Annotated in this window: 11 protein-coding genes and 3 pseudogenes; 9 read left to right on the forward strand and 5 right to left on the reverse strand. The window is 57.8% G+C overall.

Annotated elements, in window-relative coordinates; genetic code table 11:
• Nucleotides 1–397: 397 nt before the first annotated feature.
• Nucleotides 398–1582 (reverse strand): annotated as a pseudogene (locus tag EOB36_RS11805) (IS3 family transposase).
• Between the two features lie 798 nt (nt 1583–2380).
• Here EOB36_RS11805 and panD point away from each other — a divergent pair.
• From panD to EOB36_RS11820, 3 genes are all read left to right on the forward strand, one after another.
• On the forward strand, nt 2381–2809 hold the full coding sequence (gene panD, locus EOB36_RS11810; RefSeq protein WP_128284908.1) for an aspartate 1-decarboxylase: 429 nt from the start codon (nt 2381–2383) through the stop codon (nt 2807–2809).
• A 138-nt stretch (nt 2810–2947) separates the two neighbouring features.
• Nucleotides 2948–4051 (forward strand): D-alanine--D-alanine ligase, encoded by a 1104-nt coding sequence (locus tag EOB36_RS11815; RefSeq protein WP_245467762.1) that lies wholly within the window; start codon nt 2948–2950, stop codon nt 4049–4051.
• A gap of 199 nt (nt 4052–4250) precedes the next feature.
• Complete coding sequence (locus tag EOB36_RS11820) at nt 4251–4523, forward strand: transposase (protein WP_245467763.1); 273 nt, start codon at nt 4251–4253, stop codon at nt 4521–4523.
• A 35-nt stretch (nt 4524–4558) separates the two neighbouring features.
• Here EOB36_RS11820 and EOB36_RS11825 read toward each other — a convergent pair.
• From EOB36_RS11825 to EOB36_RS11835, 3 genes and pseudogenes are all read right to left on the reverse strand, one after another.
• Nucleotides 4559–5494, reverse strand: a pseudogene (locus EOB36_RS11825) (IS630 family transposase).
• 639 nt (nt 5495–6133) lie between these two features.
• Nucleotides 6134–8344, reverse strand: coding sequence for a N,N-dimethylformamidase beta subunit family domain-containing protein (locus EOB36_RS11830; RefSeq protein ID WP_128284910.1), 2211 nt, complete (start codon nt 8342–8344; stop codon nt 6134–6136).
• Nucleotides 8337–8741, reverse strand: coding sequence for a hypothetical protein (locus tag EOB36_RS11835; RefSeq protein ID WP_128284911.1), 405 nt, complete (start codon nt 8739–8741; stop codon nt 8337–8339). Before EOB36_RS11835 ends, EOB36_RS11830 begins: the two co-directional genes overlap by 8 nt.
• 897 nt (nt 8742–9638) lie before the next feature.
• Between EOB36_RS11835 and EOB36_RS11840 the strand changes: the two genes are divergently transcribed.
• The 6 genes from EOB36_RS11840 to EOB36_RS11865 all read left to right on the forward strand — a co-directional run bounded on the left by EOB36_RS11840 (nt 9639) and on the right by EOB36_RS11865 (nt 17933).
• Complete coding sequence (locus tag EOB36_RS11840) at nt 9639–10817, forward strand: Xaa-Pro peptidase family protein (RefSeq protein ID WP_128284912.1); 1179 nt, start codon at nt 9639–9641, stop codon at nt 10815–10817.
• A 522-nt stretch (nt 10818–11339) separates the two neighbouring features.
• Nucleotides 11340–12335 (forward strand): succinylglutamate desuccinylase/aspartoacylase family protein, encoded by a 996-nt coding sequence (locus EOB36_RS11845; protein ID WP_128284913.1) that lies wholly within the window; start codon nt 11340–11342, stop codon nt 12333–12335.
• 1552 nt (nt 12336–13887) lie between these two features.
• Nucleotides 13888–14988 (forward strand): ABC transporter substrate-binding protein, encoded by a 1101-nt coding sequence (locus EOB36_RS11850; RefSeq protein ID WP_128284914.1) that lies wholly within the window; start codon nt 13888–13890, stop codon nt 14986–14988.
• Nucleotides 14989–14995: 7 nt separating this feature from the next.
• On the forward strand, nt 14996–15982 hold the full coding sequence (locus EOB36_RS11855) for an ABC transporter permease (protein ID WP_164897501.1): 987 nt from the start codon (nt 14996–14998) through the stop codon (nt 15980–15982).
• Nucleotides 15979–16809 carry an ABC transporter permease gene (locus tag EOB36_RS11860; protein ID WP_128284916.1) on the forward strand — a complete coding sequence of 277 codons (831 nt, stop codon included), beginning with the start codon at nt 15979–15981 and terminating at the stop codon, nt 16807–16809. The genes EOB36_RS11855 and EOB36_RS11860 overlap by 4 nt, the downstream gene beginning before the upstream one ends.
• 32 nt (nt 16810–16841) lie before the next feature.
• Entirely contained in the window at nt 16842–17933 is a 1092-nt protein-coding gene (locus EOB36_RS11865; protein ID WP_128284920.1) for an ABC transporter ATP-binding protein, read from the forward strand.
• Here the strand turns inward: EOB36_RS11865 and EOB36_RS11870 are convergent.
• Nucleotides 17934–18875: pseudogene (locus EOB36_RS11870) on the reverse strand (IS66 family transposase); the annotation flags it as partial. It lies immediately after the preceding gene.
• Nucleotides 18876–19480 lie beyond the last annotated feature (605 nt).

Here is a 19480-nt window from a genome sequence, read left to right on the forward strand (position 1 = left end):
CTGGTGCGTGTTTCGCACGCCGGACAGCGATTCCGCTAAGTCGCGAACAGCTGTCTCATTAGGTCGCGGCCAGTTTTTGTCCGTTCTCGGGTGCCTCGTTGCGTTCATAAATGATTGATTTCGCCGTTACCTTTTCCGGCCAAGAGGGCGCGTGCCTTTTGCTACGCATGCTGTTGCCCTGGAGCACGATGCAGTGGGTCTTTGTGGACGATCCCCTCGAGAATAGCGTCGGCGACTGCGGTGAGATTATACCATCTCGCCGCCGGGACGGGGGCGGTGATTAGGATGGATCTACGAGGCTAGCGTTCGTCGACGAATTTCGAACAGATGGAATGGCTGTTGGTCGGTGAGGTTGGGGTATGTCATCGAGGATGAGCAGTGACCTTGCCCCCAGTTTCTATCCAGTTTTGAGTTCGTTTCCGGCGTGGGTTGTGCCCTGCTGGGCGGGTGAAGCGACGGGCGCTGGCGCGGAGCCTTTGGCATAGCGCAGCGCGAGCGACCGTCGCGGATTGAAGGTGCTGGCGAACTTGGCCGGGGTCTGCCAGGGGGGAGTGCGGCCGCGCGGTGTTGTAGTCGGCGTGCCACAGGGCGATGGCTACGCGCGCCTGAGCCAGCGAGGTGAACAGCGTCTCGTTGAGCAGTTCATCGCGCAGTCGGCCGTTGAAGCTCTCGATGAAGCCATTCTGCATCGGCTTGCCGGGCGCAATGTAATGCCATTCGACGCGGTTCTGATCCGCCCAGGAGAGGATGGCGTTCGAGGTGAACTCGCTGCCATTGTCGCTGACGATCATCCTGGGCCGGCCGCGCTGGTGATGAGCCGGTCCAATTCACGGGCAACCCGCATGCCCGAGAGAGACGTATCAACGATGAGTGCCAGGCACTGTCTCGTGCAGTCGTCGACGACGGCCAGGATGCGGAAGCGGCGCCCGTCGGTGAGCTGGTCCGATACGAAGTCGAGCGACCAGCGCTCGTCGGGCCTCAGCGGCACCAGCATCGGCGCCCTGGTCCCGATCGCCCGCTTGCGGCCGCCACGGCGGCGAACGGCGAGCTTCTCCTCCCGATAGAGCCGGAACAGCTTCTTGTGGTTCACGACCAGGCCCTCCCGCCTCAGCATCACGAGAAGACGCCGGTAGCCGAACCGGCGTCGCTCCTGCGCGATCGCCTTCATCCGCTCGCGAACCTCGCGGTCGTCCGGCCTGCTGGTCTGGTAGCGAACCGTCATGCGGCAACAGCCGATGGCTTTACACGCCCGCCGTTCGCTCATCCCGAAGCCTTCCTTCAGGCGAGCGACAGCTTTCCGCTTGGCCGCGGGCGTCACCATTTCTTTCCCACAAGGTCCTTCAACGCGGCATTGTCGAGCATGGCGTCGGCCAGAAGCCGCTTCAGGCGCGTGTTCTCGTCCTCCAGCGCCTTCAGGTCGCCGAGCCTCGGTGACATCCATCCCGCCGAAGCGGGCCTTCCAATTGTAGATCGAGGCGTCGCTGACCCCGTGCTTGCGGCACAGATCGCCAACCGATACCCCGGCCTCGTGTTTCTTCAAAATTCCGATGATCTGCTCTTCAGAGAAGCGGCTGCGTTTCATGTCCTGGTCCTCTGGATGGGCCAGAACGAACTTCAAACCGGATTAGATCAGAGGGGCAAGGTCAGCAGTTGCGCGCGAGTGAGGCGTGTCTTCAAATTGGACTTTCGCTCCACGCGCTAGCCTCACGTGGGGAGAAAGAACGCGAAATCACCTACTCTTCGCCCTAGCGGCGGTCCGATCACCATAATGGCGGCTCGAAAGAAGCTTCTCCGCGATCACCTTGGCCCCATCATGCGTCACCTGATCGATGAGGTCGGCTCGATGTTTGTCGAGGTCAAATTGCTGGACTGCAGCCCAACGAGCGTGCCTGCAATCAGGCGGAAGGATTAGGTGGTTTAGATATGTCTTCGCCGCGCACCGGAGCATCGCCCTATAGCTTCAAACCATAACGCAAGCCATCCGACATTGTCGTTTGTCGGGTTCGCGACTCAGGCCGGTGATATAAATCTCTTGTTGCTCAGGCTAAATAGCTGAAAATCAAGCACTTCGGCTCTGATCAGCCAAATTGGCACGAGTTTAGCTGCGTTCGTGCAAGGTGGCGGGACTGACATTTACGTCGTGGTGACAGCGTGATCGATAACAGAAGGGAAGCACCACTGTCAGGTCGGGGGGCGCCGGGCGAATGCCATCGCCCCATAGCGAGCCGGCCTGATGATCTAGTCATCTTGCCCCCGGGCGCCCCGTCGCAATGACGGTCCTCTCGACCTGTCACAGAATATCGGTGAAATCTCGGTACTCCGCGACTACGATTACTGCTGACACTCTCGTTGGATCCATAGCCGAAAGAGGACACTGTAGATGAGAAAAGTTGTAGCCGCCAAGCTTCATGGAATTAATGTGACAGATGCGGACCTGAACTACCACGGCTCAATAACTCTGGATCCAGACCACTGCGAGGAGGCAGGTATTCTTCCGCTGGAATTCGTCGAGATCTGGAACAAGGCTTCAGGCGCGCGCATTAGCACATACGTCATTTACGGTGAGAGGGGTTCTCGTTGCTGTGTGTTGAATGGAGCCGCTGCTCGAACCTGCCAGCTCGGAGATGAGATAATCGTTTGCTCGTCCGTTTATGTTGAGAAGCATCAGATCGCAGAGATGCGACCGCGAGTCCTGACCTTTAACCGAGACAATTCCATCCGCGAACGCATGTTCTACGATACTGGACTCGCCGATGATGGAAAGATGACATTCGCCGTTCGCCAAGGCCCCTCTGGCAGCAGCGCCTGACAGGTCCCGTGTCGGCCAATTGCTGACGGCTCACGGGGACGGACTGTCACAGGGGATACCAAGCGGCCCAGTCCTAGAGGCCCCCGCTTACCTAGCCCGACCATAAGATGACTATACAACTCATTTGAAGGACAATCTATGATGCAATTGGCACTGATCTATGGCGGGCGGTCGGTAGAGCACGACTGGTCGATTGCGATGTATAATCACGTTGCTGAGGTTTTCAACAATGCTCCCGATGCGGATATTTCACCAATATCCATCTACTACATCTCCAGATTTGGAGACCTACTTAGGCTCGCGCTGGAGGGGGATCGACTTCCCAACCACGACGAGTTCGCGGCTCGCGCCAGGACGCATCCGCTTGCTTCTCTCGCTCACTTACTCAAGAGCGACGGCCTTTTTGTCTTTTCACTTCTTCAAGGTCAGGATGGAGAGGACGGCCAAATACAGGCTCTTGCCCAATTCCATGACATTCCAGGAAGCTTTGGCGACAAGACTGCGGCCATGCTCTCAGCAGATAAATATTTGCAAGGCGTAGTTGCCAATCGACTTTGCCCTGAGTTGACTCCCATTCCTACGGTCCACATCTCCCAAGGGAATCTCAAAGAGGGCATCGCGGAGGCCCTGCAGCATCTTGCTGGCCCATGTGTTCTCAAACCGAACACGCTCGGAGGATCCTTCCTTGCCGAGTGCACGGACGGACTTTCGGAGGATGACCTCCGTTCTTATGCCGAACGGATCGCGCCGTATGACCCCTCGTTCCTAGTTCAGCAACGAATAGTTGGAACAGAGTACACCTGCGGCGTACTAATCGATGGCTATGAGATTACCCCGCTTCCGGTCGCTCGGATCAACAACCCCACGGGCTTCCTCGGGTATGATCAGAAGACGCAGAAAGGCAGCTACTCTGTTGAGTTCCACGACGTAGAGAATACCCTTCAAAGTCGTATTGCCTCAATTTCCACGCAGATTGCTCGGGCGTTCAAGGTTCACACATTTGCTCGCCTCGATTTCATCGTTGACGGGAAGCAACGTGTTTACTTCTTCGAAGTCAATGTAGTGCCGGGGTTGACGGCAGGAAGTATCTTCCCCAAAATTCTCGCAAAAGCCGGCTTTGATTTGTATCACCTAATTCGGCTAGCTGCCTTCAATGATATGTATCAACGGCAGCGAGAGGAAACTCGTAGGATCGAGACGAGCCGAATCCGCTACGGACTGCCATCAACAGCGGCACCCTAGTTGTAGTCATTCAGGCTCTGTGGAATGTGCTATCGCACGCACTTCTATAGAGTAAACGCTACCTGACCCCGTCTTCGCTGAGCGAAGACGGCGATACTCTCGTGATGAACTGCGCGGGAGTTTGATTGCAGTCTGCACCCAAGTCTAGACATTTGCAGTCATCGACGCGGTTGAGAACCGGCTTGAGGAGAGCCCGCCCTTGCTGCGCCGCCGCTGGTCTGCGGAGGCGAAAGCGCGGATTGTGGAGGAGGCGCTGGCGCCGGGGCCGAATGTCTCGACGGTGGCGCGGACGCATCGCGTGAGCTCGCAGCAGGCCTTTGCCGGCGACGAGGTTCACGCCGAGGGCCTGCGGTTCTGTCGCCAGGAGGGCATCTATGCCCGCGACTGCGTCGAGATCAGCCGCTCCATGGGCAACTGGACGGGCCAGGTCGGCTCCATCTCACCCCGCTCGCCGACCGTATCCTGGCGCTGATCAAGGCGGGCGCGCGGGTCTAGAGCGCGTCCTGTTTAATCCGGTTCATATCCTGCGGCTTTGAAGTAGTTGGCACATTCGGCTGGGGTGAAGAGGTCGACGACCGCGCCGACCGTGTCCCACAACGCCTTGATGGTTCTCTCGGCCTTTGCTCGCAGCAGCGCCTTGAGTTTGGCGATGGCGTTCTCAATCGGGTTGAAGTCGGGACTGTAAGGCGGCAGGTAGAGCAGGCTCGCGCCTGCGGTCTCAATCGCGTCGCGCACGCCGGCGGCCTTGTGGGCGGGCAGGTTGTCCATGACAACTACGTCGCCCTCCGACAATGTCGGGACCAGCACCTGCTCGACATAGGCCAGGAACACGTTGCCGTTCATGGCGCCGTCGTAGACGAAGGGCGCAGTCATGCCCGTCAGCCGCAGCGCTCCGGTGAAGGTCGTGGTCTTCCAGTGGCATGCGGCACGCCGGCCCGGCAGCGCTCGCCGCGCGGCGCTCTTCCACGCAGGCGGGCCATCTTTGTGGAGAGGCCGGTCTCATCGATGAACACGAGCTTCGCCGGATCGAGGTCGAGCTGGCCGTCGAACCAGTCGCGGCGCCGCTTCAGGATGTCGGGGCGATCCTGCTCAGTGCGCGGACTTTTTTTGAATGTCCAGCCGTGGCGGCGAAGCCAGGCGCTCAAGGCGCTGCGGCTGATGCGCACCGACTGCTCGGCGACGAGCCGCTCCACCATCTCGTTCAGCGTGATGTCCTTGCGCTCCTCGATCAGTCCGACGACGAAGGCTTCATGCGCATCGAGGCTGGAGGCACGGCTGCGGCCCTGCGGGCGGGGCGCCAGTTCGCCGATCTTCGCCCGCGCAATCCAGCGGATCGCGCTGGACACTCCCACGCCGAACCGCCGCCGCTTGCCGCGCCGACATGCCCTCGTCCGAAGCCTTCAAGACCCGCGACCGAAGATCCACGCTCAATGCTTTTCCCATCGTCAACCTCCATCGAGGTGGACGTTGAATCAGCACAAAACGCAACCGTCACTCCACAATCGATTCATCGATCACAGGACGTGCTCTATGCCACGAGAGGACGCTGCCGACCTTTTCGCCGGGCTTCGGCAAGACGAAGACGGCCTGAGTATGGACTTACGCACGGGACGATAAAACCTTTGGCGGCACGGCGGAGCCATGGTCGCCTGCCTCTTCGGGGACAGCCGCGGCGGCGACTGCGTGGAACGGCATCTCTCGGCTACATAGGACTGCTCAGGTCGACGGATGGGTGCCCATAACGGCTCGCGGAAGCGAAGTGCGCCGGGGGTCCGCTGACGCGAATTTGAAGCGCAAGTTCTCTGAGTCGCCCGTGTCCGGCTCACATGTGACGAGCGCAACCGTCGACAGAACATCGCCAAGCTATGGGCGGTCGAGGAAAAAGCTTCGTGGCCAGGATTCCGACTGCCGCCGCGCCGCACGGCGTCGGCTGCGACCGTCGCCGAACTCTGGCCGTTCTTGGAAAAGGAAGGCCCGCATGTCCGGCAAGCCGACGACGTCGATGCCAGTTAACCTTCTCGGCAAGCCTTTCGATGAGGACCCGGCGCGGCATTTTGGATAGTCCATCGAAACTGTCGTTTATCAGCCGGGCATTTGGAAAGGCGTCGGATCCTGAAAGCGGCGTAGCACGTTTTCGGAAATGCGTGCCACGTTGTTGGCGTAACCGGCATGCGGGAGGCTGCTGGCCCAGGCGATCGAGCCTACAGAAAAAACTGCGCCACCTGCGGGTGTTTCGAAGAAAGTCATGTCGGCATGAACAGGCTCCCTTGGCGCCTCGTTCCAGAGGGAGGTGAACAAGGCGGCTCCAGGCGACACTCGCGTATATGAGCTGCCATGCTGTTCCGATGAGGCCACCACGAGGGCATGGCCTGGTGTACCTAACTCTTCATCGACCGTATCGATCTCGAGACCAGCAGCGCCTCCCAAGATCCCAAAGTCACCGATGACCCGTTCGGTGATCCCCTTGAAGATAAAGCTTGCACGGGGATCATCACTCTCTGTCAAGCGACGATAGTAACTGCAGCTATCGAAAGCCTCTGTCACATAGCCGACGCCGACGAGCGACTGTTCGGGTCTACCCAGCGTCTGCCAGCTGCCGCAGAGCCGGCCACTAAAGCTGCTATGAGCCTCCCCAGCGCCATAGCGACCATTGCCTCCAAAGCGCCGTCTAAACTCGATCAAGCCATGCCGTTGCGGATGGAAATCGATCGCGGCGCAAAAGCCGTTACCGCCCAGATACATGAGCCGCCCGGCCCGGGCCAAGAAGCCGTCAACGGCCTGTAACATCGGTAGCGACCAGTATTCCGGATGACTCCCCGTCACCAGCACGCTGCACCCGTCCAAAGCGGCCAAGCCCTCTTTGTCGAGGTCTTCGTCCGTCAGCACTTGGTGATCCGGAGCTTCCCGGGCCAGCCAGCCAAGTAGACAAAGATCGATCTGAAAGTTCCAGAGTCGCCCTCCGGGTTGCATGTTCAGAACCGGGCGACGAAGCGATCCAATGCGCCGCTCACTGCCATCGTCGTGCGGATCATAGAGCGATTTGCCAATACCAGGCAGTTCAAGAACCATAAGATCGAGCGGAGTGTAGCAGGAGAGGCAGCCGCTGTAGTACTCAATCGCCTGCCGTTGGACGCCGTAATTGACGTAAGCCGCATAAGTCGCGGTCGGCGCCAAAAAGGCAACATTGCTGGAGGCTTGGGCAATCCGCCGCACGTAGAAGGGAATATAAAACTCTGCTTCCGCCCCGCGCAGACGGGCTGCGTAGCAGCCGCTCGGCCAGTCGTTTGGCACGGTGAGCCGCAAGTCTTCCTGCCAGCCTGGGTTCTCGATATCGTCGTGGTGGAAGTGAATAGCTGCGTATTGATCAGGTGCCTGGCGCCAATCCATGGTTGAGCCATCCCAGTTTGATCCTTGCACGGCGCGGGTAGGTTTATTAATACAGACGCCGTGATGGTCAAAGGCAGATCGATCTCGCACAACGTCCGATGCCTGCTCGTTCGCCAAATCCCAATCGGCCAGCAAGGGCCAGTCCACAGATTCTGTCGGCTTGCGTGCAGCCAGATCGCCAAGTTGATCGAGCGATAGCGCCGTAGCCAATATCCGAGGACGCTCAATTTTGCCGTTGAAGTGATGGCAAGGAAAACCGTGGTCATCGCGCTCGGCCGCTATTAGGAGGCTGCCGTCGCCGCGCGCGAGCGACTCCACCTTGTCCACGGCCAGCCAGCTCGCGGCGGCATGGTCGTGTGTGCCCGAAGGTAAGGGATACATCACAAGCAGCAACTGATGGTGTTCAGGGTCGTAGACAACCGCTACGAAGCTCCACCGCCAGAGGGGCAGGGGGCGCTCCACTCGGTAGATCCGCGGCTCAACAGGATTCCCGAGTATTGCTGCCAGACAGCCGTCTGTCTCAAGGCGTAAAGTCAATCCCCCACGCCCGCCCGCGGTTAGCGTACTAACAACGCAACTCGGTTGGCCGTTGATATAGGTGGGCATAATATTGGCAAAAATCGTTACCGGCCCAAGATTAGCCAAGCGCTGGGATTGCTTGACTTCGATGTATGAGCCAGCACGAATGGGCTGCTCGCGTCCGGGATAACGTCCAGCCTCCGGCGCGGCCATTACGGCCGGACAGAATGGTGGCATCTCCGGTCCGGCGTCGCAACCGAGCAGCCGGACGAACTCGCATTCAAAGCTGTCGAGTTTCATGCAGCTCACAGCAAAGCCAATGTCCTCGCCTGGTCTTACGCTGTCGCGGTCGGCATAGCCAATAATCAGAGAGCGATCGTCAGGCATCGTTCTCGTCCTCCTGCATTGGGAGCCGACCGATGAGGTGTTGCCAACGCTGCTTAAAAACCCAGCGCTCAACATCATCGCGTGATTGAAACTGCGCTGGCGCCACTTCGGCGACCTGCATTCCGTCCAGCGTCCAGCGCGCAGCGCGCCACTCACTATAAGGTTTAGTCATGACAGTGAACCATTTACCAGCTGTTGGCTGAGAACGCATGACGTCCAAAATGAAGCGCAACTCGGGACTGTGGCGGCCGAAGGGCGCGGTCAGAAACTCGTGCACGAGGTCAGAACGGCCGGCAAATCCCTCCAAGGCCGAGCGGGCGGCCGCCGTTCCGAGACTTTCAGGCGAGTACTCCGAGGGAGGCTTCTCAAACTCTGCGCTAGAATGCTTTGTCACCATTGCGGGGTCTTCCGATATCGGCTAATTCTCGCCTTCGCCCTTGGTACCGGCAACGGTTAAGATACATGGCGGTCGGCGTCAAATAGGGTTTATATATTGCCGCGATCTAGCATCGAGATAAGTCCTTGGTCCTCAATCGTCGTGGAGTCCTAGGCTGATCTTCGTCAAAAAGATCGGTGTTGCAGGAGTCCGCCTGTGTAGTCCGAGGTAGTCCGAGATCGGAACAGGCACACAGCCGCGGTTTGGATGCGGCGGGTAACACTGGCAGCGTCACCGTGCGGGAAATCGAGCGGGTTGAGTGGCGTGTCGCATGCCCCCCTCGCGACCGGGGCATCTCAGGGCAACGGCGACATAGGCGAGCCGCACGACGTGTGTGATGTCGGCCAATCATAGCTGATCCGGGTCACCGGAGGTGATGTCCGGGCTAGGTTCGGGAAGATCGGCTGATGGTCATCGCTACCCGCAGTAGCACGTATCGACGGCGGCTGAAGGATACAGTGGCGATGTTCTTGTGATTGACGATGATGCCTGTTGCCAAAGAGCGGCACGAACGCGACGCCAGCCAAGGTGCTGGACCTGGTCCAAACCAGCACACACCGCCGACAACAGCACCCAGTGGCGCCTGCCAGCCCCCAGTAAATGTCGTCGGCTCGCAACGACTGTGTGAGACGATGGAGTGAAAGAGATGCGCGGATTTTGTCCGGGGACGGTCAACTCGCCGCTGGGCCGTGGCTGCATCTCGCCGCTAGATGAGAACGATATCAAAACTGAATTTGACGCCAACCTTCGGAACGGTTTCATGTCTTATTGGACAAAAACCGGAAACTTATCGACACCCTCTAACCTCGGTCTGAGGTGGCGCGGCCGAACCGGATCAAAATAGTAAATGAGGTGAATATGGCGATAATATCCTCTGCGATTCCTCTCACCGGTGTCCCTTTCCCAAGATCAGAGTACGAGCGCCGGCAGATTAACGTGTTAGAGGCAGTGGCGAACGCTAGACTGGACGCACTTGTAGTGAGCGCCCATGGGCATCTTCGGTATCTCAGCGGATATGATGGGAGCGGCGGATATTTCGCGCCGTTTCCTTTGATTCTGGTGCCCGGTCGGCCGCCGACATATGTCGTTCGAGAATACGACGAGCACGCCGTCCGTGCGTATTGCTGCATCGACGATATCGTTACTTATACCCACCAGCCCGATTTTGGGACAGTTTGCGCCGACGTCCTTCGCCGGCTTGGGCTACAAGGCAAGCGGGTCGGTTTTGAACTTAGCTGCTGGAACCTCGCACCGGCTGATGTTAGTGCAATTCAGACGCAGCTTCCCGATCTGAAGATCTCCGATGCGAGTCGGCTGGTTTCTTCGGTTGCGGCGGTCAAGGGTGAGCTAGAACTCCAATGCATGCGCGACGCGATGCGCATGACCGACTTGGCGATGCGAACCTTCCAGACCTCGCTGCGGGTGGGCGTTACCGAATTGGAAATGGCGGAGACTATAGCAGCGGCGATCAAGGCAGACGTGAACAACACTGGCGGCGAAGTTGGACTGGCTCCCGCAGCCACGATTCTTTTCGGCGAGCGGACGAAGTTGCCGCATGGCCCTGCAACGCATCATTCCATTAGCAATAACGAGCCGGCCTTCTTAGAAATAGGCGCATCCAAACACGGGTACGCCGCCGGAATGGTCCGGTGCGCCGTGCTTGGTCGACATCCTGAGGCAGAGTCATTGCACGCCTTGGCGGAGGAGGTCATCGAGACCCTCGTTGCAGCTATCAGGCCGGGTACCACCGCAGCCGCGGTGGACGCTGCGGGCCGAGAGGTGCTGAAGCGTTCTGGACGCAAGGGAGTTTTTCGCCAACGAACAGGATATCTAACTGGCCTTCATTGGACTGAACGCGGCAACCTTAGTTTAGAGCCCGGCGCGGAGGATGTTCTTAGCGCTGGCATGACTTTGCACATGCCAAACATATTGCGCAGCGAAAGTGGGTACTTGATCGGGGCCGGCGCCCACGTCTTGATAACAGAGAGTGGCGTGGAAGTGCTGAGCAGCATACCACATACGCTTCATCATGCGTGAAGTCGCGAAAGTACATCAAGACGAGTACCCGCTAATCGGGTGGCCGGAGTGGCCTCCGGCGTCGTCAGGGCGCCCGTGGTTGACGGTTGCGCGGCAACGCTGGCGCATTTTGACCGAGCGCTGGATGAGCAATTCCTGGACAGCGGGTCGACTTAAGGAAACGTATTGATCGGCGGGCGGCGATCGGAGGAGCATATTCAACTTCTTCAGTCCTGGATAGACATCATCGCATCTCTGGCCGGAGGACTTTTGAATCCGAATCTGGCGGCTGGAGATCGTGGAGAATATCTGCCAGTCGAGAAATTGCGACTTGAGACATTGGCCATTCCCGTCAGTATCAGAAGCCGCTTGCCTCAATCAGCGCAGTTGAACCGCCTTAAACCCGACGGCTAAAAATGCACCCCAGATCTTTGTGACCTGGTTGGGTTGCCAACCCTCCCCTAAGCCCTCTTTGCCATTTCTGGAGAAACCGAAGCAAGCTGCTCGGTACTCTGAATTACTTATAACTCCTGAGGTTGATCAATGACCGAAACGCCACACCTCACATTCGATCCCGAAGCGCCTGGTCTGAGCATAGGCAACCTCGTTGTCCCCAACGGGGCAGACTACGGGGCTCTTTCGCTTCCAGTTTTCAACTTAAATAAAGGGGAGGGACCCCGTCTCCTCATCACAGGTGGATGTCACGGCAACGAATTGGAAGGTCCGATTGTCGCACGACGGGTTATTGAGTGGCTGCCTAAAGCGCAAACTTGTGGAAGGGTCATCATCGTGCCAGTACTCAATCCGCTTGCTTTGCAGGCGTGCACCCGCAATACGCCAATTGACGGCTTGAATCTCAATCGAGTGTTTCCGGGCCGCGCCGATGGTACGGTAACCGAACGAATCGCGGATGCGGTTTCCGGTCTGTTATTGCCAATGGTCGATACCGTATTTGATCTGCACAGTTTCGGACCAACGTGGGATTTTCCACCTGCCGCCACGACGCACCCTGTTGCCGATCGCGATCTTATGGCTAGGACCGTGAGAATGGCAGACGCATTCAAACTACCAGCTACCTTGCTCTGGGAGCACGACGACACCCCTGGAATGTTTGATACCTTCGCTCAAACCCAAGGCAAGGTTTTCATTTGCGCGGAATTCGGCGGTGGCACGGTCACCTCTGAGGCTCTCGCAATCTATGAAGCTGGAGTGCGCAACGCGCTAGTCGCGCTCGGTCTCGTTCAAGGAGAATCCGATTATCCGACCTTCCGTCAAAGGAAGTCTGGCCAGACACTTGAAACGCTTGCTTCTGACAAGCTGAAATCGCCGGCGCAGGGAATTTTCGAACCTCGCTGCTCGGTGCTGGATCGCATAAAGCAGGGAGATCTCATAGGCATCCTGCATCCACTTGTATCGCTGTCAACTCATTCGATTCATATTCGCGCGCCTACCACGTCCATCGTTTGCGCTATCCGATCCGGATTGCATGTTGACAGGGACGAGGAACTGGCCCTACTTGCGAGGCCTCTCAAAGGCTGAAATCCGGCGCGCCAGACCTCTATCACCAAAGAAACGGGAGACACGCCGGGGGCTGACGATTAGTACAGCTGTCGCGGTTACCGACTAGCGTAGCATCCATGCCGGTCGTCCATGAGATGTTGGCAGCGCTTGCCCGTCAATTTCGCGACCTTCATTTGCTAAGCATGCTTTGCAGGTCCGGTAGTCACTTGGTCCGATTCCGTCGTCGAGAATGGCACAACAGACGGTCTCGCCTTGCGTTGTAGCTGCTTGCCAATCAAGCCAGAAGGACGTGTGAGGGGGGGCAGACCGTGGAAGAGTTTCCACTTCCCGGCTCATGCTTGACAGAGCGGAGATGTCCTCGCCCAACTTTGTACCCAGAAGTCACCGAGCGTGATCTATCTAGAAGTTAGATGTCGGGCATATACACTCTGTATTCGACGAGCCCGGTCTTCTCTTCCAATCTGTCTGAACAAGTGCAGTTTGAAGCATGATCTTTGATCCAGTTCTCCCCTCCGTGTCCCTCATGATGGAAATATGACCGAAAGGGCGCTTAAGATGGGCAAGCGGATAGGAATGTTGATAGTGCCCGACACGGGCCTGGATGACGAAATTTGGGAATGGTGCCCACAAAACGTAACGCCACTTATAACGCGGTTGCAGCTGCCAGAATTTGGGTTTGAGAGCAACCTCTCGATAGATTGCATAATCGGGAGCGACAAAGTCGTCCAATCTGCAACTCGATCGTTTATTAGTAGCACGATGCTACCCGGCACCGACCCCGATATAGTGGTGTTTAACTGTACATCTGGTAGCTTTGTAAATGGCCTCCAAGGGGAACGGGCAATTAGACATTCAATAGTGAGTGCGGGGGCACCTCGTGCGCTTACAACGAGCGGTGCGGTAGTCGGCGCGCTTACGGCTCTGCAAGCCCAAAGAGTTGCGGTAGGCACGCCATATCCAGCGGAAACTAACCAGAAATTGAGGGAGTTTTTGACGGAAGCCGGATTTGAGGTCAGTCCAATTCCAACGACGTCAGTCGAAGATCTAGATAGCGCGTCCAACGACCAGATACGCGCTATTGCTGCAGCGGCCTATGATAAGCGAGCGACGGCAATGTTCGTCAGTTGCGCAGCGCTACGCACACGCCACCTTCTTCGGGAACTGACTGAACGATACCGAATGCCGGTTATAACCTCATTGCAAGCCACTATGTGGGCGGCGCTCGCCCAAGTTGGTGAGCGTATTGTAGCGCCGGATCATGCCTTGCACTCGCTTCAGTGGCCTGAAATCGTCCCGTTGAGAGCTGCCTAGCTGCGAGCATTCTGCGCGCATTTGATTTCGATCGATCCAGCTTAAAGCGGCTAATGACCTCGCTCGAGGGGCGGGTTCGGAACCGGCGCTGCGATTGGCGCAGCATCGGGACGGCTCGTGTCAAGCCTGAAATCCATCTGGCTGCCAGATGACGACCATATGAAAACTGAATTTGATTTAAGCCGTTCGGGGACTGATCGTCGCGAGCGAAACTCAATAATTTGCCGTCAAAGAACTGCCGCAACGCTATGGAGGAAAAATGAGACTTAAAACATCGAAGAGCTATGGCCCGTTCTCGAGTGGGAGGAGGCCACTTGACCGTGGCATTGCCGTGAGTAGCGCAGCGGCGCTGGGAGCGATTCTCGTAGTTATGCCTGTACTCGATCGGGCGAGCGCAGAAGGTAAGACGCTGACGATCCAAACCGGGACGGGCCAATTTGCCGATTGTCTGCGCACGGCGTATTACGAACCATTCGAGAAGGCGACGGGAATCAAAATCCTGACCGCGCCCGAGAACCTTGATAACTCGAAATTCAAACTCCAAGTGCAGACTCGGCAATTCATGGCGGATGTGCAATGGACCGACTCAAGCTTCGCGCAGAGCCAAGATGGAAATGATTATCTTGAGCCAATTGACTACTCGAGAATCCCTAAAGAGGACCTTATTCCTGGACTCGCGTTAAGTAACGCTGCTCCATTCGACACCTATGCCACTGTCCTAGCGTACAATTCGGATAAGACTGAGGGTGAAATCCCGACGCAGTGGTCAGACTTTTTCGACTTGAAGAAATTTCCCGGGAAGCGCGGTGTCGCGAATCTAGCTTCTTCTACAATTATGATGGCGTTGATGGCCGATGGTGTGGCTCCGAATGACATCGTCCCATTTGATTACGATCGTGCATTTAAGAAGCTCGACAGTATTAAAGGCGAGATGATATTTTGGGATTCCGGAAGCCAGGTTCAGGACTTGCTCGCATCGGGAGAGGCCTCGCTTGCGATGGCGTTCGCGAATCGCGTTGACGCAGTAAAGGCCAGCGGTAAACCAGTAGGGATGGTGTGGAGCGGTTCCTTGATCGGAACGGACTTTCTGGGCGTGCCCAAGGGCAATCCGAATGCGGCGAATGCGATGCAATATATTTCGTACGTCTTGAGCAAGGAGGTCAACGGCCGCCTAACCGACTGCATTGCAACCGGTCCTGTAAATACAAAGGCCAGAGTCAATCCAAAGTGGCAGGATCTCTACCCCACTAGCCATCTCGATGAACCTCACATCATCATGGACGATCCGCAGGTTTCGTCCTGGTTGGCTAGTCATGCCAACGAGATTGACGAACGGTTCCAGCAATGGAAGTCCCAGTAAGATGAGAATGACGTCTCCCTTCGGCGCTTCGATCGCAAACATAACCGTCAAGGCTAAATCGGCTATCGAGCTGCGTTTGCTCGGGGGTCAAATGTCGAGGGCTTCAGATGACCGGCCAAGTGCCGGCAGGAATCCGCCATCAAGCGCGAGGGCAGAGGCGGCGCCGGCCAACCAATGGGGTTGGCTGGTGCTGCCGGCCCTAGTGTTTCTGGCGGCTTTCTTCATCTGGCCGCTTGTATACGTGGTCGTTCAGAGCTTTTTGGACCCCCACCCTGGCTTCGAGAATTATGTCCGCCTTGGCTCTTCGCCGCTAATCGCTCGGTCCTTTCTCACAACTATAAAAACGGCTCTGGTAGCCACCGTCGGGGCTTTACTCATAGGCTATCCATATGCGTATCTAATGTATATTGCGCCTTCGAGGCTTGCCGCGGCCCTGCAGCTAGCCGTTCTCATCCCATCATGGCTCAGCTTCATCGTAAGAACCTATGCCTTGACCGTGCTGCTGCGCGACACGGGAGTTATAAACGCTACGTTGATCGATACAGGTATTATCAGCAATCCATTACCATTAATCCGCAATCAATTCGCTGTAATGGTCGGCACGTTAGCGGTGCTGCTGCCCTATATGATCTTTCCGATCTATGCGGTCATGCGCCGGATCGATCGGGACTATTCGCGTGCTGCCGCGATCCTCGGCGCACGTCCGGCCCGAACGTTCGTTCGCGTGATCTTGCCCCTCAGCATGCCTGGTGTACTCGCAGGAAGTTTGCTCGTGTTCGTCTTCGCATTAGGTTTCTATATTACGCCCGCGCTTTTGGGAGATGGCCGCGGTGTCTACGTGGTTGAGCAAGTCGTGTTCGCAGTCGGACACCTGCAGTGGGGATACGCGAGTGCCATCAGTATGGTACTGCTCGCCCTAACCTTTGTCGTGCTCTTCGCGGCTAGTTTCGCTGTAAGGCTCGGCGATGTTTTCGGCGTAAAGGTTTCCGAATGACTCCAGATATATTCACTCGGGTGCTGCTCGGCGTTTTTGGTGTGTTCGTTTGCCTGTTCTTGATTGCTCCGATGCTCATTCTATTACCGTTGAGTTTCACCGAACCCAGGAACATGCAGTGGCCGCCGGTCGGCTTCAGCGTCCGCTGGTACGAGGCTGTATTGACGAGCTCCGACTGGCGGCATCGCGTCGTTGCTTCGCTTCAGGTGGGCATCGGTTCTGCGGCGCTTGCAACTATTCTCGGCCTGCTGGCTGCGCTTGGCCTCGTACGAGGCAGATTTTGCGGAAAGCGAGTCGCGCTGGCCGTTCTCCTGTCGCCGCTAGTTATTCCGACAGTCGTGATTGCTATCGGCATGTTCTTTGTTTGGGCTCTTGGATGGTCGATCGGGCCGGTCAAGGTGGGGGGCGGCCTGATAGGGACCGTGCCAGGGCTGATTCTGGCGCACGCCGTCCTAAATCTCCCACTTCCCATCGTCATGATAATGGCCGCCCTGGTCACTGTGGATCGCAATCTCGAACGGGCGGCGGCGATCATGGGCTCAAGTCCGGTCGTGGTTTTTTGGCGCGTAACTGTCCCGCTGATTTACACAGGAATTCTATTCGGGTTTGTTTTTGCCTTTCTTGGATCCTGGGATGAGTACATCGTCGCGTCTTTTCTGACGAGTGCGCAGGTCACGACCATTCCCGTCGGGCTCTTCTCCGACGTTAAGGGTTCGATAGATCCTTCAGGTGCCGCAGTCTCGATGTTGCTCCTTGTAATGAGTTCACTTGTGCTCGGGCTCATGCTTCTCCGAGGGCGCCGGCAACTCCTAGGCGAAAGCGTGTAGCGATGAACATTCCGATTCGAGGTAGTGAAGTGATGGCGGATGTCTCACAGCCGGCTCTTATCCTGCAGGGTGTTACCAAGGCTTTTGCAAGTCTTGTCGCCGTCGATGCGATCGACCTGGAACTGCGGACCGGCGAATTTCTAACCCTTCTTGGCTCTTCCGGCTCCGGTAAGACCACCACGCTCAACATGGTAGCAGGGTTCATCAAGCCAACGGAGGGTCGCATCCTCATTGACGGACACGACGCAACTCACATTCCTCCTCACAAACGTGGGATCGGAATGGTTTTTCAAAATTATGCCTTGTTCCCGCACCTTACCGTGGGGCAGAATATCGGGTTTCCGTTGACGCGTACTCCGAAGGCTGAGCGAGCGGGATTGGTTCGTGAAGCGCTCCGCCTGGTCGGACTGGAGGGCTTGGAGGACCGGTTCCCACGGCAGCTTTCGGGAGGCCAACAACAACGTATCGCCTTTGCTCGCGCCGTCGTTTACCGGCCGCGTCTCTTACTTATGGACGAACCATTTGGGGCCCTCGACAAGAGACTTCGTGAAACGTTGCAACTGGAGGTGCGACGTCTGCATCAGGAGCTCGGCATTACAATTTTGCACGTGACCCACGACCAAGAGGAGGCGATTGTTCTATCCGACAGGATTGCGATATTTAGTCGCGGGCGTATTGAACAGCTGGACAGTCCGAAGGGTATCTACGAGCGCCCCAAGACATTGTTTGTGGCGGACTTTATCGGGGATGCGAACATTTTTCGAGGTGAAATAAGCCACGATGGAGGGAACATCGCAGTCGAAGGAGACGGCTGGTGTTTACACGGACCAAGTCAGCACAGCGGGGAGTTTACGGCTGGCACTCGGGCCGGCTTGGTGGTTCGGCCTGACAAAATTAGTCTGGCTTCGGTGAACTCGCCAATCACACCGGGAATCCAGCGGATTATGGCCCGCGTACGGCAAGTTGTATATCTCGGTGAAACGGTCAAGTATGAATTGGAAGCGCTGGATCAAACGGTCTATGCCCGTCCGAGGGCAGATGCTTCGGCTTTCGCGCCGGTTCCGGGCGAAGAGGCATATTTGGAGTGGCGACTGGAACACGGGATGATAGTCCAAGGTACTTAATTTGTCGGCCAGCACGCGATAGCCGCCATAGCCGTCGACCTGCAAGATTCCGGTGAAGCCTGCGAGATGAGCGATCGGACGCTCGGCCTTTCGGTCCGGCGCATAGACATAGGCGACGCCCGGCGGGTGGCTCCCCTCCCATGGTCGGTCATCGCGGGCATAGGCCCAGAGTTGGCCTGTCTTCGTCTTGCCGCGGCCGGGATCGAGCACCGGCGCGGTCGTCTCGTCGGCGAAGAGTTTTAGCGAGGACTTCAGCTTGCCAAGCAGCCGCTCATGCACCGGACGCAGGTGCCAGGCGGCGCGGCCGACCCAGTCGGCGAGCGTAGAGCGATCGAGATTGATACCCTGCCGGGCGTAGATCTGCGCCTGACGATAGAGCGGAAGGTGATTGGCATATTTTGAGACCAGCACCTGGGCGACCGTTGCCTCGGTCGGAAGACCACCCTCGATCAGCCGGGCCGGCGCCGGAGCCTGAACCACGACGTCCTCGCAGGCGCGGCAGGCATATTTGGGCCGGCGCACGACGATTACACGCAGCTGCACTGGCACGATGTCGAGCCGTTCGCTCACGTCCTCGCCGATCCGATGCAAGCCATTGCGGCAGCATGGGCAGGCATGGTCCTCGATGTCGACGACCATCTCCACGCGCGGCAGATGGGGTGGCAGCGCGCCCCGGTTGGCCCGGCGCCTCGTGGCCTTTGCTTGCCGCTCGGCGGGAGCAGATTGCTCCTTCTCTTCCTCACCGGCGGCCTCGATCTGCTCGGCCTCTTCGAGCCCCAGCAGCAATTGATCCTCGGGGAGCGTCTCGGCACGCCGGCCGAAGCGGTGACGCTGCAATTCCTTGATGATCTGAATCAGACGGGCATTCTCGACGTCGCGCGCCAGGACCATCGCCTTCAGCGCGTCCGGATCGTCGGGAAGCTGGTCAGCCGTCATCGCCATGAACGGATCAGACCATATTCGCCGACAGCCCGCGACAGCGGAATCCAGGCTGATTCACTTCGTCGCGGGTCAGCCCGCCCGGGCTGGCACGCGGGTCCGGCGCGCCTCGTGGACTCGCCGCCAGTCGAGACCTTCGAGTAGCGCCGAGAGCTGCGCGGCCGTCAGCCGCATCATGCTGTCATGCACTTTCGGCCAGCGGAACTCCCCATCCTCCAAACGCTTGGCATAGAGGCAAACCCCGGTGCCATCCCAGAAGATCAGCTTGATCCGGTCAGCCCGCTTCGCCCGGAAGACGTAGACGGCCCCGCTGAACGGTTATGTGGCGCGCCACATAACCGTTCTTATGCGTCGGGCGAGATTATGTGGCGGAGCCGCCCTGACGCCCGGCAAGGCCGGCCAAACCCCAGCTTGCCTCCGCCACATAATATTTCATGCCTCTCTCATGGGGCGGGATTCCCCTGCGCCACAATGCCGGAGGGGCAGAATGCTCAAGTTCTATTTTTCGTATTGTGGGGTGCTCAAGCGCCTGCGCAGCGGCGCACTCGGTGGCGAGATGGATCGCCTCGCGAAGCACTTTTTCAAGCAGCGAGGACGTGCTCGGCCGC

The organism is Mesorhizobium sp. M6A.T.Cr.TU.017.01.1.1 (assembly GCF_004023115.1).
Taxonomy (GTDB): domain Bacteria; phylum Pseudomonadota; class Alphaproteobacteria; order Rhizobiales; family Rhizobiaceae; genus Mesorhizobium; species Mesorhizobium mediterraneum.